The organism is Kitasatospora sp. NPDC088779 (genome assembly GCF_040685395.1).
Lineage (GTDB): Bacteria > Actinomycetota > Actinomycetes > Streptomycetales > Streptomycetaceae > Kitasatospora.
On record NZ_JBFBHW010000038.1, the window covers coordinates 59,755 to 84,129 of the forward strand.

A 24,375-nucleotide genomic window follows, 5' to 3' on the forward strand; every position below is an offset into this window, starting at 1 on the left:
ACGCGCCAGCGACGGGGTGCCATTCCTCGGGGGAGGTCAGCTTGCCCACGATCGGATTCGCCACCAGTGTGCCTCAAGCGGAGCTCAGCTTCGTAGATGAATCCGCCGGCGCCGACGCGGACCGGCCACTTCACGGCGTCCTCGTCCTGCCGCAGGACACAGAGACGCCAGCCGAACTGATCCGCCATCACCTGGTCGTCGTCCAGGCCGCAGACCCGCGACTGAGCGAACCCGCCCGGCTGGCCCCCTTCCTGACCCACCTCGCACGCTCCCAGGCAACGGGACTGGCCGTAGCCCACCCACCCGGCGCCCAGGTGGCCGCTCACCTGCGCGCCCCGGCGAACCGGCACGGCCTGCCGCTGCTCGGCATCAGCGACGACCCCGCGGCCTGGTTCCTGCTGCACCGCGCGGTCCTCGAGCAGCACCACAGCACCCTCACCCGCTCCGCTGCACTCCACCGGGAGCTCCTGGAACAGACGCACCACCTTGGCCGGCCGGACGGCACCCAGCGCCTGGTGGCCTGGCTCGCCTCCTTCACCTGCGCCCATGTCACCGTGACCTTCCCCCAGGGGTTGACCGTGACGTCCCCCGACAACGCCGTGGAGGTGGTGCGCCCGGCCGACCGGAAGATCGCCGAACTCGCGCGCGGGGGCATCAGGTCGGCCGCACTCGACATCGCCGGCCGGCAGATCCGGCTGTTCACGATCGGAGAGGCCAGCCCCGCCCCCGTGCTCGCCGTCGCCGCTCCGGCCTTCAGCCCCGAGACCAGCACCGCCATCGCACGGACCCTGGACCTCCTGGCCCTCCAGAGCGCCGTCGAGGACGCCGCCCGAGGGCGCGAACGCCTCAGACGCGGTGAGGAATCGGTGCGCGAGGCCGTGCTGCAACTGCTGATGACGGGCCATGTGACCGATGCGCAGCGCTGCGCCGTCGGCCTGTCCCCGGGAGTCCTCGATACCGAAGAATGCCGCGTCTTCGTCCTCAAGGCGCCACACGCCGACCGCAAGACGGTCATCCGGCAATGCCAGGAGGCCGTCGACGGCAGCGCGCTCGTCAGCGGCTGCCCCGCCTTCCCCGACGAGGTGATCGTCGTCGTCCCGCACTGCGGCGTCGAGAGCGAGGTCGTGCAGGGCCTCACCGCCGTCACCGAGGACGCCCCGCACCGCTACCTCGGGGGCAGCAGCACCCACCGGCTGGCCGAGACCGCGCAGGCCTATGTGGACGCCAGCCGTGCCCTGGCCGTCGCCCGCCGCATTCCCGGCCGGATCCACCTGTACGTCACCGAGGTCCAGCTCGCCCATGTCCTCGACAGCCGAGCCGACGCCTGGGCCCAGGCCCATCTGGCCCCGCTCCTGGGCCTGCCCGAAGACCGCCGGGAGCAGATCCTCGCCACCCTGCGCCTGGGGCTGGTCTTCACCCCGGCCGCCGCCGCCAGGATCATCGGGACCCACCGCAACACCGTCGCCCGCCGTCTCGGCGAGGCGGCCACGCTTCTGCAGAGCGACTTCCAGGACCTGGTGCAGCGGGCCGTCCTCGGACTCGCGCTCGAAGTGCGCGCCCGCGGCGGGCACCGGGCCCAGACGGACACCGAGTCCGTGGGGATCAGACAGCTCCTGGACAGCGACCAAGTCCGCCAGTGGGCCGAGAACTTCCTCGAGCCGCTCGAGGACGACCGGCGGCCGCTGAGCAAGACGCTGATCACCTGGATCGGCGCCAACACCCGTGTCGACGACACGGCCTCGGCGCTCAGCATGAACCCGGCCACCGTCCGTTCGCACCTGCGGCGCACCGAGCGCCTGCTGCAACGCCGGCTGGTCACCGGCACCTCGTACGACGTGGAAGACGAGGCGAACATCTCCGGCTCCCACGACGTCGTCCTGGCACTTGCGGTCCTGTGCGACGCGATACTCCAGATCTGACTGGAACATGACCTCTTATGGGGTGTCCGCGCCGGTCGGGAACCTAGAGTCCCCGGGCGCGCGCCGACGGTAGCACCGTGGTGCGCTCGTGCCGGTTCATGGCCCCACGGTGGTGCGCCTGTTCAGTACCCCGGACTCCGGGGGCCGCCTACGTTCCCCTTTAACCGTACGTCGTCGGGCGGCGAACAGTTCAGTGACCGTTCAGCCCGAAGGCCGGGGGGCCGGGACCCGAGCAGCCCTGCGCACTGAACCCCGCCGCCCACGTCAGCGGCACCGTGGACCTGAAGGGGAGGACACTGTGAGACCTGACGTCGTCATCGTCATGGGCACCGGGACGGTAGCGCGGCACGTTGCCGACCGCCTGGCCGAGGCCGGCTTCACGATCGGCACACCCGCCGGCACCGACGGCACGCTACCGCCGTCCGACAGCAGCCACGTGCTCGTGACCGCGTTCTCTGCCATGGAACCGAGCCAGCACCTCTTCGAGGAAACCCGCCGCGTCCTCGCCGCGATGCCGCCCGGCAGCTGGTGGCTCGACATGACCTGCCGTCCGCCCACGGCGGACGACGACGACCTGAGGGCTTCTTCGGCGGACACCGCCCGGGTGACCCGCCTGCCCGTTCCGGTCACTGAAATCCGAGGCCTGCTCGTGGCCAGCCCACCCGCCGTCCTGGACCTGCGTAGCCGTGAAGTGTGCGACGCCGTCCTGACCGCCGCAGACCTCGTCATCATTCCCGCGCACACCGCTGCGGTCCCGATCGCCTCGCTCGAACTTGGGCTGGCCGAGCCCCCCACCCGCCCGCACGGGCTGTGACCGCTCCCGCCCCGCCGCTGCCCCGCAGCCCATCACGCCGTGCCGGCCAGGCCGCCCTGCATTCGGACGTTTCGCGTCCGGGGCGAGTGGCCGACGGCCTGGGCCAGGGGAGCCGGGGGCGGGCGGCACACACCGCAACGCGCCTACGGCGCCCGGCGTTTCCCGAAACACGTGAACCGCCTTGGCCACCGGCCCGCCACACCCCGACCACATCGGCATCGTTCGGTATCCCAGGGGGGCGATGCCTTGCGCAGAAGTCGTCTGTACAGGTCAGAGCCTCAGTAGCTTGGCGAAGCGCCCGGCTTCCCGCCGCCCAACCCGCCAGGGACCCCGCGCCCACAGGCGTCCGCTGGTCAGGGTGAGGTGCCCGGGGCGGGCGTGGAAGGCGCGAGGCGGGGCGGGACTGCTACAGGGCCGCCCCGGCGAGGCCGAGGCCGGGGGCGTCGTCGCGGGGCCGGACACCGAGCAGAGGGGCGGCGGCGCCGGCGAGCCGCTCGTCTTCCGCAGGGTGGGTCCAGCGCAGTACCCGCACGGTGCACGCCGCGTGGTGGCCGCCGCCGAGGGCGTAGCCGGGGGCGAGCATCGCCGACAGCGAGGTGTCGCGGTGGGGGACGTCGCCGGGGGCGAGCGGGGCGGGGCAGAGGGGGGCTTGCAGGAAACTCCATCGCTGCAGCTCAGTTGAGGTCCTGGGAGACGGTCGGGAACGTGTGAGCACACCCCTGGGAACGCGTGCGGACATGACGCGGGAAGCCTTGCACGTCTGCTCGGCCACGTCGTCCACGGACCGCCCCGCGACAACTACAAGGGCCACCGCGTCCGTCTTGAAACCCTCAGCGTGGGGGCGCTGCCCGGCCAGCGGGAGAGTGTCGACCGCCTCGCCGCATCCCTGGGAAGCGCCGACCCTGCCTTCGACCCCGGTTCTACAACTACGGGATACAGGCCGAGTCTCCCGACGGCATCCACCTGCGCGCCTTCACCATCACGCCCTGGCCACGGACGCGCCACCACCCGGTCGAGCGCAGCCACACTGCGCACCTCATCCTGCGGCAGAGCACAGTTCCCGTACGGGAGGCCGAAGTCGTGGCGACAGGCCTGTCCGCGCGGATCGAGAGCCGACCGCTGGACGCGGCGGCCCGGGCCGTACCTCCCACCGGGCACGGCCGCTCCGTCCGCGCGGTCACCTACCGGTCTGGGGCCGGTCGGCCGTCACCGTGTAGAGGCCGCGCCCGGGCCGCTGCGTGCGGCCGTCCTTGGCGAGGCGTTCCAGCCTGGTGCGGATCGCGTTGATGTTCCCCTCGGAGGTATCCAGTCCCAGCAGGTCAGTCACCTCGCGGGCGCGCAGCGGTTTCCCCGCCCGGGACAGCACCTCCAGGACGCGGTTCGCGTCTGTCACCTGCCGTCGGCGGCCCGCCGCCTGCGCGGCCGCCTTGACGGGGGGCTTGTCACCGGCCGGTGCCGCTGCCGCCCGTGCCGCCTTCTTGGCCGTGGACGTTCGCTTCGCCGCGGCCTTGGGCTCGGTCTCCTTCGCCGCCGCCTTTCGGGCGGCCTTCCTCGTCACGGGGACCGAGGCCCGCTCCTGCCGCTCGGGCGCGGAGGCGGCCGTCTTCGCGGTGCCCGCCCTCGCAGCGGAAGCCTTCTTCGCCTTCTTCGCGGCTGTCTTCCTCCCAGCCCTGGCCGCCGAAGCGGCAGGCCCGCTCTGCGGGGGCGCGGCCTGCCGGTCGATCGACTCGGCCGCCGTAACGGATTCCTGCACAGCCCCGACGGTCGGGGGCGGGGTCAACTCGCCGCCGCGGGAGAGCAGCCGCAGTCCTTCGAGCGCTTTGGTGATGGCGTCCTGCTCCGCTGTGGCGGCGGCCAGTTCCGCCTGCGCCCGGCGGATTCGGTCCTGCACGGCGGGCTGCCGCACTTCCAGCAGAGCGATTGTTGATGCCACACCGCTGTCCGTACCGAAGGTGCTTCCGCTTCCCACAACCACTCCCATGCCTCATCGGTCACCAGATGTCACAGTGAATCTATGGCCCACGGGGCGGGCCGGACGGGGATTGGAGGAATTGTGCACCACACGGAGTACACACCTCCGCGGGGAGACGTGGGTTCGCCCTGTGGCCGGCCGACGCTGTACGGCGCGGTGCGCCCATGCCCGCAGCCGTGCGCGCGTCCCTGGGGGCTGTGGGTATGCGCGTGTGGCGACCAGGAGATCTCCTCGCCGGCCTCGGACGCGGGCCCGGCCCGACAGCCCCGAATCCATTCTCGAGCCTGCCCCGTCCGCAGACGCACGTCGTCGTCGGCCGCGAGACCCGGTTCAAGGGCGACCCGGCCACCAGCCGCCCGGCCTTCAACTTCGTGCACGCCTCCGCCCCGCGCCGCAAATGGTGCGGATCGCCGCCGCCGTTCCCGAAGACCTGTCTCACCCCGAGCCGTAGGAACCGGGCCGCGCGCGTCCCCCCCCCGCTACGCTGCCCCCTGGCGCCCGCCGGACCCGAGACGCACACTCCGGGCCATCACCGGCGGGCGCCGTCGGACAGTGAGACCGGCGAAAGGAGCCGACAGTGGCCGGCCGCGAGCGCGAGCACGTCCTACAGCTGCAAGAGGCCCTCGCCGTACTGGGAGCCCACTGGCGACCCGACCAGATCGCCGACGACGCGACCCGCGCGGTGATGCTGGCCACCGCCCTGCTCGGCGCGGCCGAAGCCCACCTGGTCGGTGCCGAGATGGACGCCGAACAGGCCGGCGCCGACATCGAAGCGCTGCGCACCGCCTACAGCCCGGTCCGCGACGAGGTCGTGGCCGCCGCCGTGCCCGCCGCCACCGATACCGGCCGGCTACTGCTGGTGCTGCGCCTCGGGCTACTGGTGACGGACCTGAGCCGGGCGGCCGGGCCGGACGAGCAGGCCCCGGACATCGAAGCCCTGGCTGCCGCACGCGACCTGGTCAGCGCCGCGACCGCGATGGTCACCCACCACTACGCCCCATCGTTCGACGTCGACTCCGGCATTCCGCCAGCGGATGAGTCCCTGGGACTGGCGTTCGCGATGCTCATGCAGGCCGCCGGCCGGTTCCGCCGGATCGCCAAACTGCCGCCGGAGAGCACCGACAACGGCGAGAACGAAGACTGACAAGTGCTGCCTGGTTGTCGGCGCGGCTGCGGCGACGTCGATGACGGCCGGGTCTGTGCAGTCACCGTAACCGCGCACTGCCCGGCCACAACGCGGTGTTGACGTGGGCGCAGGGATGGTTGTGGTGGGCGGCCCGGCTGCTGTCCGTCGTTGCGTGTGTGGGGCGGAGTCCCCGTTGGGGCGGGGTTCAGCGGCGTCGTTGGTGGGGGCGTCTGGCGAGGTGGGGGCGGGTGCTGGCGCGTGGGACGGTGTGGCACAGCTGGCCGTTCTGGGCCTGGCAGTGGGGGCAGGGGCGGGTCATTGCGGCGAGGTAGTCGTCCTGCTCTTCCAGACCGAGGTTCCACAGGCGGGCGACATGGGCGACTCCGGCGATCCGACGTGTCGACGCCAGGCTGCGGCAGGCCCGGCCCGCGCGTGCCTCGCACAGCCAGCACGCACGGTCGCAGACCGGGCAGCCCGTATCGGTCCGCAGCACGGCGCAGCACATGATCTCGTGCGTGCCGGGGCCCAGGGCGCCGACACGGAGTTCGGCGGGCCCGGGCCGGTCGACATGGTCGTCCCACCACGGGGCGTCGTGGTCGTAGCGGCCGTCCCATGGCGTCCCGGCGGTCGGCGCGAGGTGATGGGCGGGTGGGGCCGGGGGATCGCTGCGGGCTGCGCCGTGTCGCACTGGGTGGACCTTGCTGCGGTTGCCGCACATGGTTCCGGGCCGGGCCCTGCACTGGGGGCACTGCACTGCCAGTGCAGGTTCCTGCTGGGCATTGGTCATGGAGCGGTTCCTTCCCTGCGTTGTTCGGCCGTCCGCCGGCCTCATGGTGAGGGCGTGATGTCGGCGGGCTGCCAGACGGTGGTGATCTGCCGGCAGGCGGTGTGGAAGTCTGTGCAGGTCGGAGGTCTGTGAGTGACTGGAGTGACCGGGGTCGGAGGGCGGGTCCGTGTTGTCCACGCAGGCCCTTGGCGCCATGGTGTCCCAGGCCGGCCCGTCATCGCGTCCGGGTTGTGTTGTCGGTCGGTGTCGCCGCTTCGCCGCCTGCTGTCGCCGCCTTGCTTCGCGGTGATCGGCTGACAGTCCATCGGCGGGTTATCGGGTTGTGGGTGCGGTCAGGGGCTTGGGGAAGCGGGGCCCCGCCGGGGTGGGGTGCTGGGGCGGCCTTGGGGTGCGGTGTCGGTGAGGTGGCGGTGGGCGGCGGCGTGGAGATGTTCGGCGGCGTGGCGCAGGTGGTGGCAGGCCATGGCGGCAGAGAAGGCGCTGGTGTGGGGGCGGAGCCATCGTTCGGCGGCGTGGACGTGGGCGAGGGCGGCGGTCAGGGCGTGGTGGGCGGGCCGCATGGAGGGGATGTCGGCGACCTCGCCCACGGTCCGGGTGAGGATGACGGCGAGGTCTTCGGTGTCGGGCCATGCTCCGTCGGTGAAGTCGTGGCCCCACAAGGAGAGTCGGGCCGCGCATATCCCGACCCAGGCGTCCAGCCGGTCTTCCCAGGACGAGGGACTTGCGGGTGAGGACGGTTCCGGAATGATCGGCACCCGAACATGATCCGTCCACGGGACACGGTCGCGTGGCCGTTTCACGGAAACCTGTTGACGACCTGTTGTGCAACCCCGCCTGTTCCGCCCGCCTGAACCTCGTCCGCACCGCCACCCTGGAGACCTGGCCCGGGTAGGTGAACTCCAGGTCGCACCCGAGGCAAGCGTGTTGCGAAAATCGCAACTCGACGGTACGGTCGCAGCATGGATGTCGAACTGATTGAGCGCGTTCGCCACGTCATCGGCACGGCGGGTGAGAGCCAGGCCGTCGTGGCTGCGCGCATCGGGATCTCTCCGGACAAGCTGTCGAAATCCCTCAAGGGCGCGCGGAGGTTTACGTCACTCGAGCTGGCACTGATCGCCGAGCACGGAGGGAAAACCGTCGACTGGCTTCTCCGTGGCGTCGAGCCGCGTACGGTGGCGGGAACAGCCGCTCGGAAGGCCGCCGAGCTCGATCACAACACCGCTGACGTGCGTACCACTCTCAGTCGATACGAGCGGGTCATCGACGCTCTGCACGGCATCGGATACACGTTGCCACTTTCACCGCTTCCCGAGTCGAGCCAGATCGGTACCGGTGTTGAACGTGGCAACGACCTGGCCCGTACAGCGACCAAGGCTCTCCCGTGCGAGCCGTGGGGTCGTTCCACCCGGGAACTAGCGGCAGACTGCGAGCTGGCCTTTGGCGTGGTGATCGCCACCACCGCATTGCCTGGCAAGCTGGACGGCCTGTCGTGGTCTACCGAGCTGTTCCACCTGATCCTCGTCGCACAGACCCAGATGTGGACCCGTCAGCGATTCACACTCGCGCACGAGCTCGGGCACATCCTCGCCCGCGATGCCTACGGCGACGCCGTCGTGGAGAAAATCCAGCCCGGCCGGACCTCCGACGCCAAGGAAGTGCAAGCGAACGCTTTCGCCGCAGAGTTCCTCATGCCAAGAGAAGCCATCCTGTCCGAAGCCGGCGCTTCGCCCGAGCGGGTCGATGTCCAGCGGATGGCTTGGCATTTCAAGGTCTCTCCGAGCGCAATGGCCGCACGGCTGAAGGTGCTCGGGCTGCTCACCACAGCTCAACTGCGAGAGTGGGCCGCGACATCAACGGCTGACTGCGTGCACACCATCGATACATTTGATCAGAATATGCTCAATGCCGAAGCGAGCAACGGTGGTTGGCATCCACGAGCGCTGACTCGCCTGGCACTGACGGCATATTCTCGGGGCGACACCACCGCCCGACCGCTGGCAGCCCTTCTCGGCCTCGACCCGGACGAGCTGCTGGACATCCTCGAACCCGCTCCGCCCGAGCCAGCGCAGACGTCGCCGATGCCGTCCGGTTCCGGAACGGAGATCGCGTTCAACCCATGAGCACCTTCTGCTTCCCCGACACCACCATGATCTGCAGCTACGGATCGGTCGGCAGGATCGACCTCCTGGAGATCTACTACGGCTACGCCGAGGTCCGGATCAACACCGGGCGGGACGGCAGCATCAACCTCAGCCGGTAGATCCCGCCACACAGCTGTTCCGCTGTCGGGTCCGCGGTCGCCGGGAACTGTCCCAGAGCCGCCCGCAGCGTACCGCTCACGTTCCGGGCGTCTCGTCTGCTCCGGTTTCGGCTTGTGCGCTGTCGGGGCTCTCCTCGTCGCTCTGCGCGGTGCGGCGGTAGTAGGGGTGGGAGGAATCCATCCTGCGGGCGAGGTGGAGAGGGGTGGGCATGCTCTGGCGGACGTCGGAGGTGATGCCCTGGTTGGTCAGGACGGCGGCGACGGCTCCGATGAGGTCGCAGTCGGCATCGGTGCTCTGGCCGATGACGGTGAACCGGGTGGCGGTGTGGGCGTAGCCGTTCTTGCTCTGGCTGTTGCTGTCGAAGCGCGTCTCGTCCTTGCCGAAGCGGCCGGAGGGGCCGGCGGCCCAGGTGCGGGGGACGTTGACGAGGAGAAGGTCGGGGTAGGTGCGGGCGCCGTCGTCGGCGGCGAGTTGGAAGAGGCTGTTGGTGGTGTCGGTGGCACGCCAGGTGCCGTCGCTGGTGCGCATGTGGGCGCCGGTGGGGCGGCCGATGCGTTCCAGGTCTCCGATGACGCGGACGGTGGCCAGAGGGCGTTGGGCGCGGGGGAGGCTGTGGCCGGGCAGCCAGGACGCCGGCCGGGGCAGGTCGGCGGGTGGGTTCTGGCCCAGGGCTTCGTCGGTGAGGCCCGCCCAGATGTACTCGGCGCTGTCCCCGTCGACGTAGAGCACCGCCGGGGCCGATGCGGGCAGCTGCGTGCGGGCGGCGAGGAGAGCCTGCTCGACGATGTGCGCGGCGGCGCTGGCCTGGGGGCTCTCGTCGGCGGCGGTGGGGTAGCCGGTGACGTCCCAGCGGAGGTCGGCGGCGTGCAGCGCGGTGGTGGCCGGGCCATGGGCCTGCCACTGCCCGGCTTGGGGGCTGTAGGCCCAGATCTGCCAGGGTCCGTCGGGGCCGCCGGTGGGGCGCATGGCGGTGAGCGCGACGGTGATCGGCGCCGGGGTGGCGGTGTGGCGCTTGCCGTAGGCGCGGCGCTGGGCGTGGCGGCGGACGTGGATGCCGATGTGCCACCACGGTTCGCACGCCAGCTTGCCGAACGCGGAGCCGAGGCGGTGGTCCGTGGCGCCGACGCCGCTCAGGATCTCGCGCAGCACGTTCGCGGTCGAGCTGTCGAGACCGCTCTGGCGGGACTTGACCTTCTTGGCGCGGTACTTCTCGTTGTAGGGCTTGCCCTCCCGGGTGTGGGTGGGGATCGGCGCCGGGGCCTGCTTGATGTACTGGGAGGTCGCCCCCAGGTGTGCGAGGGCCTGCTTGGAGGGCCACTTGCCGTCTTCGGCCTCGGCTGTGTCGCGGGCTTCGAGGGTCGGGTACCAGCGCTCGGGGTCCCAGTCGGTCTCGCAGATCGCCGCGACGCGTACGCCGTCGCCGGTGTAGGGGGCGAGCATCTCCTCCAGGTCCCGCTGGCGCTCCACGCTCGTTCGCGGTCCGTGGCTGAGGGCTCCGGCCTTGTCGTGGAGGAAGACGACCTTGATGCGGCCGCCGGCCGCGGGTTCCTCCACGCCTTCTGCGGCCTTCCACCGGTCACCGAGGCCCCACTGGGTGGAGACCGCGGCCTTCACCCGGGCGCGGACCTCGTCGGTGCTCCACAGGACGGCGACGAGGAGGGTGTCGACGCCTGCCGCGTCTAGGGCGGCGGGGATCCGCTCGGCGGCGATCGGCCCGCTGACGCGTGATCCGCTCTCGGTGGGCGGCACCTTGACTCCGGGGACCTCGACGAACGCGGGGCTGCGGCGGCTGTACTTCTCGCACCGGGTGTCGATAGCTTCCTCGACGCGGCGGAAGAACTCCATGCCGTGGCCGCGGCCCAGCCCGGGGGTACGGACGCTGGCCGGGGCGACGGCCCAGACCGGGCCCGGGGCGGTGTCGGCGAGGACGTCGTCGGCGAGGTGCTCGGGGAAAGGCGGGACGTTCGCGCTCAGGCGGGGCAGGGCGGCCAGGCGGCGGCTGGCGGCGACCGCGGGCACGTTCAGGCGGCGTGCCCACGGCGGGCCGTCAGTGGCCGCGGCGACGACGAGCGGCTGGTCGGGATTGGCCAGCAGGACGGTGGAGACTCCCCTCCAGGAGGTGGCGAGGAGAGTGGTGGTGGCGTTCACGGTCAGCGCGTGGCGCAGGGAGTGCCCGCTGGCGGCGGTGCCGATGGTGATGCGGGGGAGTAGATGGCGGACGACGCCTTTGCGGTCTGGTTCGGCGGGGAGCTCATGGCCGATCGCAGCCAGGCGGCCGTCGGTGCACAGGGCGAAGCGGACGGGGGCGCCGTTGTTGCGGGGCCAGTCGAGGGCGGCGAGTTCCTCCGCGAAGCGCCAGCGGGCGAGTTCGCCCGGCCACCAGCCGCGCGAGCGCTTGCCGGCGCGGGGCGGCGCGGGGATGACGGCGGGTCGGGGCTCGGCCCGGGCGACGAGTTCGGCCAACTGCTCGCCGATCCGCTGGCCGACGGGGCCGGGGACCACGGCTTCGGCCCAGTAGCGGAACACGTCGAGCCGGTCCTCGGCGCTGATCGGTGCGGCGCACAGAAGTTCCAAGTGGCCGTCGTTCCACTGCCAGCGCGCCCAGGTGCCCGCGGCCGCGCGCAGGACGGCCTCCAGTGCCCGGTAGGGCGGCTGCACGTCCAGGCCCGAGCCGACGTTGCGCGTGTACTCGTGCGACAGCTCCACGGCGAAGTCCGCGGCGGGGGCGGCGGGCCGGTAGGCGATGACCTCCCCCAGGTCGGCCGGGGCGGTGCGGAACTGCAGCAGGCGGGCCTGCTTGCGGGCGACGCTGTCGAGTGGGCGGCTCATACGTGCTCTCCCAGGTGGGCGTGGAATCCCGCGTGCAGGGCGGGGACCAGGTGCGGGGCGTGGGCGTACTCGGCGAACTCCTCGATGGTGTAGCCGTAGCAGCCGCCGAGCTGGGCGAGGTCGTCCTGCGAGGACTGCTCGAGCAGCCCGCGGACCAGGGTGGGCAGGTCGGATCCCCAGGTCGGGTCGTGGAACGCGCCGTCGATGAAGTGGAGTTCGACGTGGGTCTGCCCGCGGCGTCCGCGTCCCGCGAGCTGGACGCTCTGCCCGAGCAAGGTGGCGACGAGCTCGTACTTCAGCTCGTCGGGCAGGGCGGAGAACCGCTTGGGCGCGTTGAGGTTGAGGCGCAGGTGCGCGTCGGCCGCCGCACGGGCCCGGGCGAGGACGGCGGCGGGATCGCGGCCGGGGACTACGTCGCGCCAGGCCCGGGCGGCGACGCTGGCCGCCAGCACGGCCGGGTCGTCGGCCGGCATGACCGGCCGCACGCCCATGCTGATCAGGGTGATGGCCGATTCGGCGACACCCTCGAACACGGTCAACACGTTCAGGCCCCGCTCGGTGCGCGGCAGCGGCGAGATGAGCACCTCGCCGTCCAGGCCGGCCAGTTCGGCGAAGCGGTCGCGGGTGAGCTGGCCGATCGACTCGCAAACCGGTGGCAGAGACGGATCCGCCCTGTCCGCGACGGCGACGTAGATCCGCAGCCGGCGTCCGAGGGCGAGCGCGGTGTCGTACAGGGTTTGGGCGAACAGGCGGGCCTGCCGGTAGGAGTTGACGGCGATCAGGGCACGCGCGCGATGCCTGGTGCGCGCGTCCGCGGCCAGCCGGGCGAGGTCGCGCACCAGGCCCGGGGCGTATCCGGCGGCCAGCGAGATGACCCGCTGGTCGCGTTCGCGGTAGGGCGTGCTGCCCACGGCCAGGAGCCTCCCGTCGGCGACGGGGGTGCTGTTGAAGATGGTCAGGCCCCCGCGGAGGGTGTCGGGCATGGCCCAGTCGGGGCGGGCGAGCAGGTGGGTGCGCGCCGCACCCGGCATGAAACCAGTAGCGGACATGCCCAGGACGGTGCGCTGACGGCCAGTCAGGGCGAGGGCGACGATGCTGCCGAGGAACTGTGTCTCGGTGTGAGGGTCCGCACGCAGCACTTCCATCCGCAGGCTCGCGTGCGTGCTGGGGTCGTCCAGCCCCTCGAAGCGGAACCCGCCCAGCTGGCGGCCCAGCGGACCGAACGGCACCACCGTGCCGGCACCCTGGTGGCCGACCGCGTCGGCGAGCACGGAGGCCGCGTCGATGCCGTGCCCGGCGAGTTCGCCGGCCCGGTCCGTCAAGTCGAACATCGTGTGGACGATGGCCGTCAGCCACGCCTTCATCATCAGCGCGTGCAGGACGCCCGCAGTGATCTCGGCATGCGTGACCACCGGCACCGGCTCCGGCCCGCCGGACCCGCGCTGCGCCGGCACCGGCGCCTCGACGGGCACCGCGGCGTCGTCATCCTGGGCAGGGGAGTGCGCGGGCACCGCGGCGGAGACGACCTCCCGCAGCTCGTCCTTGATGAGGGCCAGCTGCCACTCCCCGCCCTCGTCGATCGTGAGCATCCGCTCCAGCAGACCCGGCACGGGACACAACCGGTCCGGCAGGACGACACAGGAAGGCCGGTCGGCCGGTCGGGTGGCCACGCGCGGAAGCAGGGCCTGCAGCCAATCGGCCTGCTCGGCAGTAGCCACGGCGTCGGCAGCGACACCGATCAGGTTCTCCATCAGGTGCCGGTCCCACTGGTGGGGCTGGTACCAGCGCTTGCGGTCCCGCAGGACCTGCCTGGTCCGGCGCGGGTCCTGCCCGCGGGCCAAGGCGCGCGCCTGGGCGATCTCGGTACAGATCTCCTCGCCGGCCACCAGGTCGAGCAGCTGCTCGGCCAGGAACACGGCCCGGGTCAGAGGGCGGCGCACGGCCACCGCCAGCCGCGGAGGCGCCTGGTGCAGGCTGTCGCGGATCTGCCGCAGCACAGTCACAGGGCGAGAACGGGAAGCGAGCTCCAGCTCGCCGCACGCGTCGAACCCCCGGGACTGGTAGGCGTCGACCTCGTCGACGACCACGTAGGACGCCAGGCGCAGGAGGAACTCCCGCACGCTGATGGTGTTGCGGACCTCCCCGTCGACCTCCACCGGGACCTTGATCATCCCGGACTGGAAGCAGGAATGCGTGGTCACGATGACCCGGGCCGTGGCCGCGGCCTCGACATGGGAGAACTTCCCGCAGGCCGACACATACGGGCACAGCGCGCGCTCTGGCCGGTCGAAGACGTCCGACGCCGTCACCGTGCACGGCTCCTTCCCGCCCTCGAAGGCATCGTGCCCCTCGAACTGCGCCTGCACCGCGCACCCGTACGCGGAGTTGTCGACGAGGAAGGCGACGTCCGCCGGGGCCTGCGCCAACGGCACACCCGTGCCGTCCAGCTTCGCGGCGGACCGCAGCGCGAAGTCGTAGCGGCTGTTGGGGGCGATGAACGGCGTGACCTCCTCCTTGACACCGGCCGCCCGCAGCTCGGCCCGCAAAGTGGCGGCCTCGCCATAGACGTCGCCGTTGTCGCTGACCACCAGCACGGTGGTACGCCCGAGGCCCGCCTGCTGGATCGCCAGCCCCCGGCCGAAGACGTTCTTGCCCACGCCCGGAGGCGCGCTCAGCAAGTGGATGCGCCCCGGCGCCAGGACGACAGGGTCGAGGGGGCGCCGCCCGCCGCCGACGGTCCCCTGCAACAGCAAGGCGATCTGCTTCTCGCGGAAGGCCGGGCCCTCCATGTCCTGGTCGGTGTCCCGGCTCTGCCAGCCGAGCTCGTCGGCGTCCACCACCAGCTCCACCGAGGACGCGGTCACGACCTGGGGCGGCCTATACACCCCCTGCTCCTCGGGAAAGGCGAGCTGGACCCGCCCGCGCGACGTCGGCGCGGACCAGCCCGATCCGCGAGCGGTGCGCAATCGCCGCCTGCGCCCGGCCGGCGCGAGAAGACGGTCGGCGACCTCCGCAGGATCCTGCCCATGACCCGGCACCACCTCCAGCGCCCGCCCCCGCTCGCTGCGCCCGAGCGCGTAGAGGGCGGGCAGCGGGTCGTCCGCCTCCGGGTTGTGGAAGACGCCGTGGACGGCCCGCTCGACGTGGTGTAACAGCGCCTCCCCTCGATGGCGCGTGCCCAGCAGCGCCCCAACGCGCTGCTTGTCCTCGTCGGGCCACCGTTCCCAGTCCGCCACGATGCGCGGTGCGTGGCCGGTGAGCAGGACGTGGGCATCCGCCACGCGCACCACCTGCTGTCCGTCGCGGAATCGGGCGGGCAGGAGATGTTCGGCCAAGGCGAGAGCCGCTGCCAGCGTCCTACTCACGCCCTCCCCACCTCCGCCACCAGGTCGATGTCGGTCAGCACGCGTGCTTCGGTGCCCAGCACGCCGCGGCGCAGGACGGGCAGGTATCCGCGCAGGTGCTCGGGCACCACGAAACACAGCTTTCCGGGCCCCTCCGGGCTCTCGCGCAGCTTCTGGGCCAGCCCATACGGGTCCGCCCAGGTCTTGACGTCGACGCGCCACGACATGGAGCGGCCCGGGACGGTGACGTGCAGGTCGTAGGCATCGCCGAACGGCCACAGGCGGACCTCCGCGCCCATGGCGACCAGCCGGTCGCGCAGTTCGACCTCCAGCAGACCCGGCAGCGTCACCCACAGCCACAGGGCGTACGGCAACGCCACATGGCCCTCGACAGGGATCAGCTCCGGCACCGCGCGCAGCTCGCCGCGCGGGGCCAGGCGCCAGTCGCCCGCAACAGATTCGGCCCGATACCTGGCACCAAGCAGACTGTGACGCTCATCCTCGCACTCAAGGTCGACCGCGCCGTTGGAGCGGTAGATGGCCCGCATGGTCCACCCGCACATCGGGCACGCGGCCCACACCCCGCCGAACTGCCGCGTCGGGGAAATTTCGGTGTACGCGCCCAACTCGGTCAGAGCCGCGTTCCGGGACAACTCGCGTCGCGTCAGGACAGGAGTGCGCACCATGGCCTCCCGCCCCTGCGTGTACGCCTCGAAGCCGGCGGCCCTCAACGCGCGGAAGACGGCATGCTGAACGGTCTCGCCGGAGATTCGCGACAGCCCGGCGCCCTCCGACAGCATCCCCACAGCCCGCAGCAGACTGTGGAGGTGGCGAATATCGGCACCGATCCCCGGCGCCTGGTGGCTGTACTCGGCGGCTTCCACCGCGATCCGGTTCAACGCCGAACTGGGCATGCCGTCGTCGTCGAGCAGCCACAGTTCACCGAGCGCGGACTCTCTAGGCTGCCGGGGCAGAAGATCGGCCACCCGGCTGCCGCGAAGCCTTTCGAGGAACACCTTGAACGGCGGCGCCGGGTCAAGGACCCCGAAGGACCGCACATAGCGGCCGTGGCACTCCATGAGCAGCCGGGTACGCCCCCGGGCCTCACCCTCGCTGCTGCTCAGCGCCAACGCTGCGACAACACAGGCGTCCAACGCCGCGCGTTGGTCCGCAGCGAGTTCCCGAACGGCCACCGCCGCAGCAGCCAACGCCGACATCCCGCCGCCTCCCATGCCACATCGAACCCAGGACACAAGCCCCAACCCCTCTACCCGGTGGAAGGGCACGGGAGTTCGGGGAATTTTCCTCCGATCCAGTGAGCCCGGTCTTGCTGGCCGCACCATCTCATCGACGCCTGGTGACCTGACCCAACCCCCATATCCCCGTGAAGCTCACCCGCGCGAGGCGGGCGCGGTGAGACCGCCGGCAACAACGCGTGGCTGGTGAAGCTCGCGGATATCCGATCAGCTGGGTGTCGGGCTACGGAGGCGACACCGGGGAGGGTGGCAGCGGCGGGGCGATGTAGGACCCGGTCGGCGGCAGCGCGGGGGCCGGCGGCAAGGGCGACAACCGGCCCCTGGGCGTCGGCCGTTCCGGGTCACCACGGCTGTGGTCGGGCCCGGCCCAGGACGGTTGTCGGCGGCCGTGGAGGTGTGAGTGTGCGGGTTGGTGTCAGCGAGATGGGCAGCAGCGGGCCGGTCGTTGGCGGAGGCGACTGGGCTCGGCTTCTGTTTGATGGGGGCGTGGATCTTGGCTGTCATGAGGTGAGGAAGTGGCTGTTATGGACTGCGAGTTGCGCCTAGCACGCGTGGTGGTTGGCTGACGTGAGGTTGCTCATTCCCACGGGTCACCACGGCTGTGGTCGGGCCCGGCCCAGGACGGTTGTCGGCGGCCGTGGAGGTGTGAGTGTGCGGGTTGGTGTCAGCGAGATGGGCAGCAGCGGGCCGGTCGTTGGCGGAGGCGACTGGGCTCGGCTTCTGTTTGATGGGGGCGTGGATCTTGGCTGTCATGAGGTGAGGAAGTGGCTGTTATGGACTGCGAGTTGCGCCTAGCACGCGTGGTGGTTGGCTGACGTGAGGTTGCTCATTCCCAGGGCCCCGCCCGCACCTCGGGACGCATGCGCTCGGCGCGGCCGTCACTCGCAAGGGTGGCTCTGTGTGTAATTTATGGAATATCTCCATCAAGCATGGATAGAATGCTTGCATGACGCTCAGCACGTTGGAAACGCTGCGGCTCACCATCGCCGCGATCAGGCAGCGCACCGGCGAGAGCCAGCGGGAACTCGCCACCGCCCTCGACCTGACCCAAGACAAGATCAGCCGCCGTCAGTCCGGCGCGCAGCCCTGGTCCCTGGACGAGGTGGACGCCCTCGCCCGGCACTGGGGGATGGGACCACTCGACCTGCTCGCCGGCCCCACCCACGCCGCCCAGTCCATGACCTGGCCCCCCGGCACCGCCGCGCCCGCGCCGGTGCCGGCCACCTTCACCGCGCCCGCTCCCGCCACCGTCCCGGCCGCTGCGCCCGCCCCGGCGGTCCCGGCCGTCCCTGCGCCCGCCTCGGTCGCTCCGGTCGCTCCGGTCGCTGCGCCCGCCGTCGTCGCCGTCCCCGTGCCGGCGTCCACCGCCGCCCCGGTTGCCGCGGACTACGACCGGGCCCCGGACGGCGAAGTTCTCGCCCACCCCGCCGCGCCGTGCGAGCAGTGCGGACGCCCGGTCACCCACCGCATCGGCGGCCGCCCGCTCCACCTCGGCGGCTGGTGCACCCCCGCCCCGGCCCCGGTCGCCTCGGCGCCCGCCGCCGAGGCCGGCCGGGCCCCGTCCGTCGCCGCCCCCGATTCCTCCCCGGCCGCCCCGGCACCGCCCGCCCCGGCAATCACCAACTCCCCTGCTGCTGCGCCCAGTTCGGCCGTCCACCAGGACACCAGGACGGTGCCCACCGCCAAGTCCCGTTCGGAGTACGCCAGTTCAGGCCGGGAGCTGGGTTTCTACCTCGACATGATCACCACGGCCGTCGAGCAGGCACTGGAGGAGCACGGCGGCGACACCGAAGCCGCGAGCGCCGCGCTGGAGAAGAAGGCCATTCCGAACGGAATGGAACTCTTCGACAAGACCAGGGTCGGCGCCGCGTACGAGCACACGGCTTATCCGGAGCGCCTGGAATTCCTCTCCAAGAAGTCCCGGAATGGCGCCGACGAAATCTGGGAAGGCCGCCACAAGTGGGAGAACGCCCCACTGATGGCCGCCCTCAAGGCGGGCGCCGACCCGGTGACGGTGGACGTCCTGGACACCAACGCCGCGTACTGCTCGGCGCTGAAGACCCACCTGCCGATCGGGGCGCTCCAGCACCGCCCGGACGGCGGCTGGGACCCGAAGCGCTCCGGCGTCTACCTGCTCCCCAAGCGCCCCACCTGGGAACACCCGGAGCTGCCGGACCCGATCGGCAACCGGCACGAGGCGGGTCCGGTGCTGCTGGACGAGGCCACCGTGCGGCTGCTGATCCGCTGCCACAAGCTCGGCCTGGCCGACGCCCCGCACATCACCGAGGCCTGGACATCCGGCGCCTCCGAGGGCCTGCTGGAGAAGTTCCGCCGTGTCCTTACCCAGGCCCGCGAAAACGCCATCCACGACGGCGACACCGTCACCGAGAAATACGTCAAGGCCATCTACGCGAAATTCGCCTCCACCATCGGCGAATCCACCTACAACCGCGACATCCGCCGCCCCGACTGGATGCACATCATCCGCTCGCAGGCATTCGCCAACCTCTGGTACAAGTCCCAGCGCGCCCACAAGGCCGGTCTGACCGTCGTCGCGCTGCGCGGAACCGACGAACTCCACGTCACCGGTGGCGAATGGCGAAAGAACATGGGCGGCGTATTCGAAGAGGGCCGCCTGACCACACAGCTGAAACTCAAGGACCAATACACCCTGCCCCGCACCCGGAACAGGAGCGCCTGAAAGTGTCGACCGACGGATGGCGGAATTTCGGCCGCTACGGCGCCGACCGCGACCCCGGAAACGTCCACGGGAAACTCGCCCTCGGCCGCGCCCTGGAAGATGTCCTGGAACGCATGATCATCGAAGGCGGCATCAAGTCCCCGCCGAGCACCCGCCGCGGCCTGACCGCCCGCATGCGCTACCTGATGACCCACAAGGGCGGCCCCGCCGCCCTCGCCGACGCCGGCATCACCGCGACCCCCGCCACCATCCGCGCCTGGACCAAGGGCACCCAACGACCCCGCCCCATCAACCTCGAAGCCATTGACACCGCCTACTGGAACCTGCGCGCCGCCAACGTCCTGGCCAACCCCGCCGTCCTCAAGGCGCACCTGAACAACGGCGGCCGCGGCACCAAGGTGGAGATCCACCCCATCAACCAGGACGTCGTCGACGAACCCCGCCGCCGTGACAACCTGCGCATCCGCGCCATCCAGGTCCGCTACGTCTGGGACGACGCCGTCGACGCCCTCACCAACGGCGACGCCGACGCCCTGGCGGACATCTGGGACGACGTCATCAGCGACCTCGACAGCGACTACGGCGCCTACCAGTACGTGAGCTCCATCGGCCTCGGAGCCTGACCCCCCGCCACTCGTCTCCGCACCCCGACGAATCGACGAGGACCCGGCCGCCGAGGAGTACTGGAAGGAAGACGCCCGAACCCACGCCGACGTCCCCGCCGGCACCCTCGGCGTCATCACCCGCGTCCGCCGCCACCCCAGCCCGTGGCCCTGGACGCGCTGACCACCCCGGCGGCCACCACCAGGCGGCGGCCGCCGCTGAACCCGACGCACCGTCACCCTGGGGAGAGGAACCGATGGACAAGCAGAATCCCACCGCGAACCCGCTGGCCGAGTACACCTGGTGGGGCGCGGTCCCCGACCACCTGCGCACCAAGACCCAGCTCGCCGACCTCGACCTCCCACGCCAGCCCGGCGGCCCGGTACGCGCCACCGTCACCGCGAAGGGCCCCGGCGGCAAAGCCACCTACAACCTGTACGACCTCGGCGAATCCGTGCCCACCCAGACCCCCGCCGCCCAACTCGCCCGCCGCACCACCACCTCGCGCACCTGCGACGACTGCGGCGCCCGCCCCGAAAGCCCCTGCACCAAGACCGCCGACGGACCACTGCTGTGCGCCGCGTGCGCCCACATCCACCGCCTGCGCCAGACACAGCACGCCGCCGCCGAACGCGCCCAGGTCGCCGCCGGACAGGCCGCCGACCTCCTCGCCGACGAGCACCTGGTGGTCCTCGCCGCCGCCTACACCCACCGCCCGCCCACCGAGACGGGCAAGCCCCACCCACCCGCCGCCGCCCACATCACCGTCCTCGACGCCCGCGACGGCCTGACCCTCTACAACCGCACGCTGCGCCTGACCGGCCCCCGCACCCCCGGCGCCCCCGCCGACGCCGTCGACCCCACCCCGGCCCTCGCCGACCTGGCCACCCTGCTCGCCGACCGCACCGTGGCCCTGTGGGACACCGACCTCCAACCCCTGCACGACGCACTGCGCCGCCTCAAGACCGATCGCGGGGTCCTGCCGTCCGGCTACCAGCGGGTACACAAACTCCAGGTGCTTGCCAGCCTGTGGCGCGCCGACCTCGACCCCGCCACCGCCCGCTACCGCGTCCCCGCCCCGCCCGGCACCGCCGAGCGCCTGCTCTACCTGCTGCGACGGATGGCGAAGTCCCATGAGTTCGCGATTTCTGAAGGGTGACGGAGGCGGAACCCAGGGGTCCACCGTAGCCGGTCGGCATGCTGTGGCACCGAGTTCAGGAAGCGGGCTGGGCCCGGCCGCGGCCTCACCAGGGCTACTGGGTAGCGTCACCTTGGTGAATCTTCACCTCTTCAACGCTGTGCCCGATGGCCTGACTCGACGTGCCCGGTCGTTCGTCAGCTCGCACGGTGTCAAGGTCGACGTCAGGCCCGTCGAGGGGCACAGGCAGTGGTGGCTTGAGCGAGGCATCCCGGCGGCGGTGGTCGACCGGATGGCGGCGTATCAAGAGCGCTGGGGCGGTCTGCTTTTGCCACCCGCGTCGCAGTACGACGGCGGGCCCAAGTATCTCGATCCGGACTCACCCGAATTGGACCCTGCTGGGTGGTGGTTCGAAGCGGGGACGCAGCGGACCGCAGTTCCCTACTCGTTCATGATCAGCCCGTCTGGCGAGTTCGGCATTCATGCAGGTCGGTGGGCGCCTCTCCACGCGACCGTCGAGGGCTGGGTGGAGTCGCTCGCACTGACCCACCACGCATCCATGTGGGCGAAGCAGATCACCAAGGTCACCGGCCATGACGTCGATGGCATCGTGCTGGACGGGTACAAGCCGGTGCGCGAGGTGATGGGCCTGGCCGATACCTGGTGGCGGGGATCCGACTCACTGGTGGCGGTCTACGCAGGGGAGGCCAAGGCCCTCTCCTATCCCCGGGGTCGTACTGCATTGATCTACTCCGGTCTTGATGAGTGGGGCCTGCGGGGAGGCGTCGAGGACGGCGACGACTGAGGGCGTTGGGAGAGAGGTTTCGGGCGGTGTTGAGCGAGAGACCGAGCACGACCTTTGATTTCGAGAGCAGATGACGCGCGGAGTTCCCCGGCTCCTCAGCTGGGGGACTCGTTGAGGTCGGTGTGCCCGAGGGCGGAGGTGTAGCGCTGGGCGCCGTCGACGGTGAGGCCGAAGAGGTCGCACAGGCGCCGCGGGTCTCCCGCTGCGGCCAGTGCTTCGTCGAGGATGCGGTCTTCGCGGATCGCCTGCGCGGACAGTCCGAGGGTCTGGTTGACCCAGGTCCCGGTGACCTGGCGGGTACGCAGGGCGGTGAACTGGCTGACGAACAGGTGGGGGTTAGCGGTGCTGGGCCAGCGGCGGGCGCGTTCGGCGAGGTAGGCGTGGAGTCGGCGGCGGACCTCGGCCGCGAGCAGGATGACCCGGCCGTCGCCGACGCGAAGCCGGCCGTCGGCGAGGTCGGTCACCAGCAGGGCTCTGAGCTGGGCCGGCCGTAGGGCGTGGAAGGCAAGGAGGGAGCCCAGGGCCGCGCGGGTGGGATCGGGGGAGTGGACGGCGGCGAGGAGCGGGTCGAGGGCGAGCGGCAGTGGCGGTTCCGAGGCGGGTGTCCCCAGGCTGATCCGGCTGGTCGGGTCGGTGAACACCACCTTGTGCGCCTTGAGGGTGCGGAAGACTGCCCGCAGGCCCTGGAGCACGGAGTGGGCCCGGTCGCCCTCGTACGGCGCGAGGGCGACCTTGACGTCCTGGCGGCTGATCGAGCGCAGGGAGTCCGAGCTGGCGGCCCAGCTCTGCAGCACGGGCAGCGCCCCGTAGAGCAGGAGGCGAATGGTCTGCTCGGGTCGTGGGCGTGACCGCGGCGCGGTGGCGTGGCCGAGTCGGGCGATGTCGAACCAGGTGCGCAGTTCCTCGGCCATCGGGTCGGGCAGACCGGCGGTCTTGCGCTCGAACCAGGGCACGATGGCGGGCACGCGGTCGTCGTCGAGGAGTCCGGCAGCGGCCAGGACGTCCAGGACCGGCCCGAAGGGCAGGCGGATGTCGTTGAGCCGGGCCGCCTCGCTGGCCTTGATCGGGGCGCCGGGGACGTCCTGGGTGGCGAGCAGGATCCGCAGGCCCCTGCGCAGTGTGAAGGCGGCGGCGTGGTGTCGGTCGGTGGGCCAGCCGTGGCGTCGCCCGTAGTCCCGGGCGAAGGCGTCCACCGCTTCGACCAGGTCCTCGTCGGCCGGTTCGGGGAGGCCGGCCCGAGCCCCGGCGGCGAGGTCGCGCGGCATGTTGAACAGCAGGAGCGCTCGCGCCCGTACCGGTGGGATCACGGGAACGGGTCGGGTGGCCTGTGCCTTCTGGCGGGCACAGCGGGCGTCCTTGAACGAGGGCCGCTGGCGGGGCAGGTGCCGGCGCAGGCTCTTCTCCAGTCCGCCCAGGGCGAGTTGCTGCCCGTGCCGGTTGGCGGCGGCGAGCTCGTCGGGGGCTACGTCCTTCCTCGGCCGGCCGGTCAGCCACAGCTGACGCCAGCACAGGCGGCAGGCCCCGTCACGCAGATGTAGTTCCAGTCGGCACAGGCTGCACCGGCCGTGCTCGGGATGTCCCTTCCGCCAGGTCACGCAGCCGAGGCACAGGCCGGCGCGGCGGCGGTAGCCCAGGCCCCAGGCCAGGCAGTCCCGGCACGAGGTGGCGCGGTCGGGGGCGAAGTGGTGGCAGGTCTGGCACAGGCCGGCGGAGTAGTACTCCAGCGACCCGCAGCGGCGGCACGGGGGAGGTTCCCCGGGCTCGCACACATAGCAGAGCCGGTACCGCCGGGCCACAGGTCGAACGCCGCAGCCGGGGCACGGACGTGGTGGCCGCCCGCTCATACCGGCGGCAGGGTCCGGTTGCGCCCCAGCCGGGCAACCACGGGTGCCGCCCCGGCGGGGGCTGGGCCGCCGTCTCGGGGCGGTCCTGGCGTTCTGTTGGGTACCCGGGGTACCCGCCTCGGGGCCGGCCTGCTCGTTGTCGTGGTCCTGGTGGTGCTCGCCGCCGGTTCCGTGCTCGCCGTCCAGGTGCTGCTGGTCCGCGCTGCTCGTTGCCGTCCGGGGGCGCCCGCCGGTCGTGCTGTGCCGGGTCGCTGTTCGGGGCTGTCCGGTGGAATGGGTGTTTTCCATGGCGGGTTTTATGGGGGATTTTCATGGGCCGGGGGTTGTGGGTGTTACCGGAATTTCGCGTCACATCGTCAACGGCCGCGTGGCGGGTAGTGGGTAGCGATTCCTGGGGTTACACAGCCGGTTGGTGTGATGCATTCCTGGATGGGCATGGGGGTTGTGGCGGGATTCTCTGACGGGGGCTTTCTGATACGGGGTCGGGGCGGCTTTCCCGGGGGTTTCGGGGGCTGCTGCGGTGGGATTGGTCTAGACTACTTGGAGTGGTGTAGACCAGTTGGTGAGGGTGTCGGCGTGTTCGGGCGAGGGGTGGCGTGGTGTGGCGGAGGGTGACATGATGTGGGGGCGGGGATGGGAGGCCGGCTCTTGGCCCCGGTCGGCGGGGACGTCGGCGACGAAGGGAAGCCCCCACCCCTCCTCCCGGTCAGCCAAGCGCACGGAGTGCGCCAAAACCCCCACTGAGCAGCAGAAATACACCCCATGCCGGGCCCGGACGGGGTGTCATGGGCCCGCCGGTGCGGAGCGCCGGCACCCCCGACGAAGGGGAGCTGGACAGCCAGGCCGAGCCCGAGCCCGCGCAGGCCAGCGGCGCGGACGCGCCGCAACTACTGTCCGCTACTGCGCCCCGGAGGGGCGCCGCAACGCTCCGTCACGCTAGTGACGGCGCGTCATGTCTGCGGAGCAGCCGGCGCGC

General features: G+C 71.5%; 17 protein-coding genes. 9 read left to right on the top strand and 8 right to left on the bottom strand.

The window, feature by feature from the left end:
• Positions 1-41 precede the first annotated feature (41 nt).
• Both AB0P03_RS29205 and AB0P03_RS29210 read left to right on the top strand, forming a co-directional pair.
• Positions 42-1,919 carry a helix-turn-helix domain-containing protein gene (locus AB0P03_RS29205; RefSeq protein WP_363631651.1) on the top strand — a complete coding sequence of 626 codons (1,878 nt, stop codon included), beginning with the start codon at positions 42-44 and terminating at the stop codon, positions 1,917-1,919.
• A 322-nt stretch (positions 1,920-2,241) separates the two neighbouring features.
• Complete coding sequence (locus AB0P03_RS29210) at positions 2,242-2,733, top strand: hypothetical protein (RefSeq protein WP_363631652.1); 492 nt, start codon at positions 2,242-2,244, stop codon at positions 2,731-2,733.
• Positions 2,734-3,139: 406 nt separating this feature from the next.
• On the opposite strand, the gene AB0P03_RS29215 is transcribed toward AB0P03_RS29210, so the two are convergent.
• Entirely contained in the window at positions 3,140-3,316 is a 177-nt protein-coding gene (locus tag AB0P03_RS29215; protein ID WP_363631654.1) for a hypothetical protein, read from the bottom strand.
• Between the two features lie 594 nt (positions 3,317-3,910).
• Positions 3,911-4,666 (bottom strand): hypothetical protein, encoded by a 756-nt coding sequence (locus AB0P03_RS29220; protein ID WP_363631656.1) that lies wholly within the window; start codon positions 4,664-4,666, stop codon positions 3,911-3,913.
• A 616-nt stretch (positions 4,667-5,282) separates the two neighbouring features.
• Here AB0P03_RS29220 and AB0P03_RS29225 point away from each other — a divergent pair.
• Entirely contained in the window at positions 5,283-5,849 is a 567-nt protein-coding gene (locus AB0P03_RS29225) for a hypothetical protein (protein ID WP_363631657.1), read from the top strand.
• Between the two features lie 187 nt (positions 5,850-6,036).
• Here the strand turns inward: AB0P03_RS29225 and AB0P03_RS29230 are convergent, their stop codons facing one another.
• Together AB0P03_RS29230 and AB0P03_RS29235 are read right to left on the bottom strand one after the other, a co-directional pair.
• Complete coding sequence (locus AB0P03_RS29230; RefSeq protein WP_363631659.1) at positions 6,037-6,519, bottom strand: hypothetical protein; 483 nt, start codon at positions 6,517-6,519, stop codon at positions 6,037-6,039.
• Positions 6,520-6,950: 431 nt separating this feature from the next.
• On the bottom strand, positions 6,951-7,373 hold the full coding sequence (locus AB0P03_RS29235; RefSeq protein ID WP_363631661.1) for a hypothetical protein: 423 nt from the start codon (positions 7,371-7,373) through the stop codon (positions 6,951-6,953).
• Between the two features lie 204 nt (positions 7,374-7,577).
• Here AB0P03_RS29235 and AB0P03_RS29240 point away from each other — a divergent pair, with 204 nt between their 5' ends.
• Together AB0P03_RS29240 and AB0P03_RS29245 are read left to right on the top strand one after the other, a co-directional pair.
• Positions 7,578-8,738: an XRE family transcriptional regulator gene (locus AB0P03_RS29240; protein ID WP_363631662.1), complete on the top strand. Its 1,161-nt coding sequence runs from the start codon at positions 7,578-7,580 to the stop codon at positions 8,736-8,738.
• A complete protein-coding gene (locus AB0P03_RS29245) occupies positions 8,735-8,878 on the top strand; it encodes a hypothetical protein (protein WP_363631664.1) in 144 nt (47 codons plus the stop codon). The genes AB0P03_RS29240 and AB0P03_RS29245 overlap by 4 nt, the downstream gene beginning before the upstream one ends.
• Positions 8,879-8,954: 76 nt before the next feature.
• Here the strand turns inward: AB0P03_RS29245 and AB0P03_RS29250 are convergent, their stop codons facing one another.
• The 3 genes from AB0P03_RS29250 to AB0P03_RS29260 form a co-directional block, all read right to left on the bottom strand.
• Entirely contained in the window at positions 8,955-11,708 is a 2,754-nt protein-coding gene (locus AB0P03_RS29250; protein WP_363631666.1) for an RNAseH domain-containing protein, read from the bottom strand.
• A complete protein-coding gene (locus AB0P03_RS29255; protein ID WP_363631668.1) occupies positions 11,705-14,989 on the bottom strand; it encodes a hypothetical protein in 3,285 nt (1,094 codons plus the stop codon). Before AB0P03_RS29255 ends, AB0P03_RS29250 begins: the two co-directional genes overlap by 4 nt.
• 80 nt (positions 14,990-15,069) lie before the next feature.
• Complete coding sequence (locus AB0P03_RS29260) at positions 15,070-16,269, bottom strand: hypothetical protein (protein WP_363631670.1); 1,200 nt, start codon at positions 16,267-16,269, stop codon at positions 15,070-15,072.
• A 985-nt stretch (positions 16,270-17,254) separates the two neighbouring features.
• Between AB0P03_RS29260 and AB0P03_RS29265 the strand changes: the two genes are divergently transcribed.
• The 4 genes from AB0P03_RS29265 (at position 17,255) to AB0P03_RS29280 (ending at position 21,555) form a co-directional block, all read left to right on the top strand.
• Positions 17,255-19,009: a helix-turn-helix transcriptional regulator gene (locus tag AB0P03_RS29265; protein ID WP_363631672.1), complete on the top strand. Its 1,755-nt coding sequence runs from the start codon at positions 17,255-17,257 to the stop codon at positions 19,007-19,009.
• A 2-nt stretch (positions 19,010-19,011) separates the two neighbouring features.
• Positions 19,012-19,632, top strand: a complete 621-nt coding sequence (locus AB0P03_RS29270) for a hypothetical protein (RefSeq protein WP_363631674.1) — start codon at positions 19,012-19,014, stop codon at positions 19,630-19,632.
• Positions 19,633-19,868: 236 nt separating this feature from the next.
• Positions 19,869-20,771 (top strand): hypothetical protein, encoded by a 903-nt coding sequence (locus tag AB0P03_RS29275; protein WP_363631676.1) that lies wholly within the window; start codon positions 19,869-19,871, stop codon positions 20,769-20,771.
• 115 nt (positions 20,772-20,886) lie between these two features.
• Positions 20,887-21,555, top strand: coding sequence for a hypothetical protein (locus AB0P03_RS29280; protein ID WP_363631678.1), 669 nt, complete (start codon positions 20,887-20,889; stop codon positions 21,553-21,555).
• A 95-nt stretch (positions 21,556-21,650) separates the two neighbouring features.
• On the opposite strand, the gene AB0P03_RS29285 is transcribed toward AB0P03_RS29280, so the two are convergent.
• Entirely contained in the window at positions 21,651-23,324 is a 1,674-nt protein-coding gene (locus tag AB0P03_RS29285; protein WP_363631680.1) for a hypothetical protein, read from the bottom strand.
• Positions 23,325-24,375: the final 1,051 nt, after the last annotated feature.

Excerpts from the sequence above, each read along its gene's own strand:
- AB0P03_RS29210 (WP_363631652.1), top strand. The coding sequence starts at position 2,242 with ATGGGCACCGGGACGGTAGCGCGGCACGTTGCCGACCGCCTGGCCGAG.
- AB0P03_RS29215 (WP_363631654.1), bottom strand. The coding sequence starts at position 3,316 with ATGCTCGCCCCCGGCTACGCCCTCGGCGGCGGCCACCACGCGGCGTGC.
- AB0P03_RS29240 (WP_363631662.1), top strand. The coding sequence starts at position 7,578 with ATGGATGTCGAACTGATTGAGCGCGTTCGCCACGTCATCGGCACGGCG.
- AB0P03_RS29245 (WP_363631664.1), top strand. The coding sequence starts at position 8,735 with ATGAGCACCTTCTGCTTCCCCGACACCACCATGATCTGCAGCTACGGA.
- AB0P03_RS29250 (WP_363631666.1), bottom strand. The coding sequence starts at position 11,708 with ATGAGCCGCCCACTCGACAGCGTCGCCCGCAAGCAGGCCCGCCTGCTG.
- AB0P03_RS29260 (WP_363631670.1), bottom strand. The coding sequence starts at position 16,269 with ATGTCGGCGTTGGCTGCTGCGGCGGTGGCCGTTCGGGAACTCGCTGCG.
- AB0P03_RS29265 (WP_363631672.1), top strand. The coding sequence starts at position 17,255 with ATGACGCTCAGCACGTTGGAAACGCTGCGGCTCACCATCGCCGCGATC.
- AB0P03_RS29275 (WP_363631676.1), top strand. The coding sequence starts at position 19,869 with ATGGACAAGCAGAATCCCACCGCGAACCCGCTGGCCGAGTACACCTGG.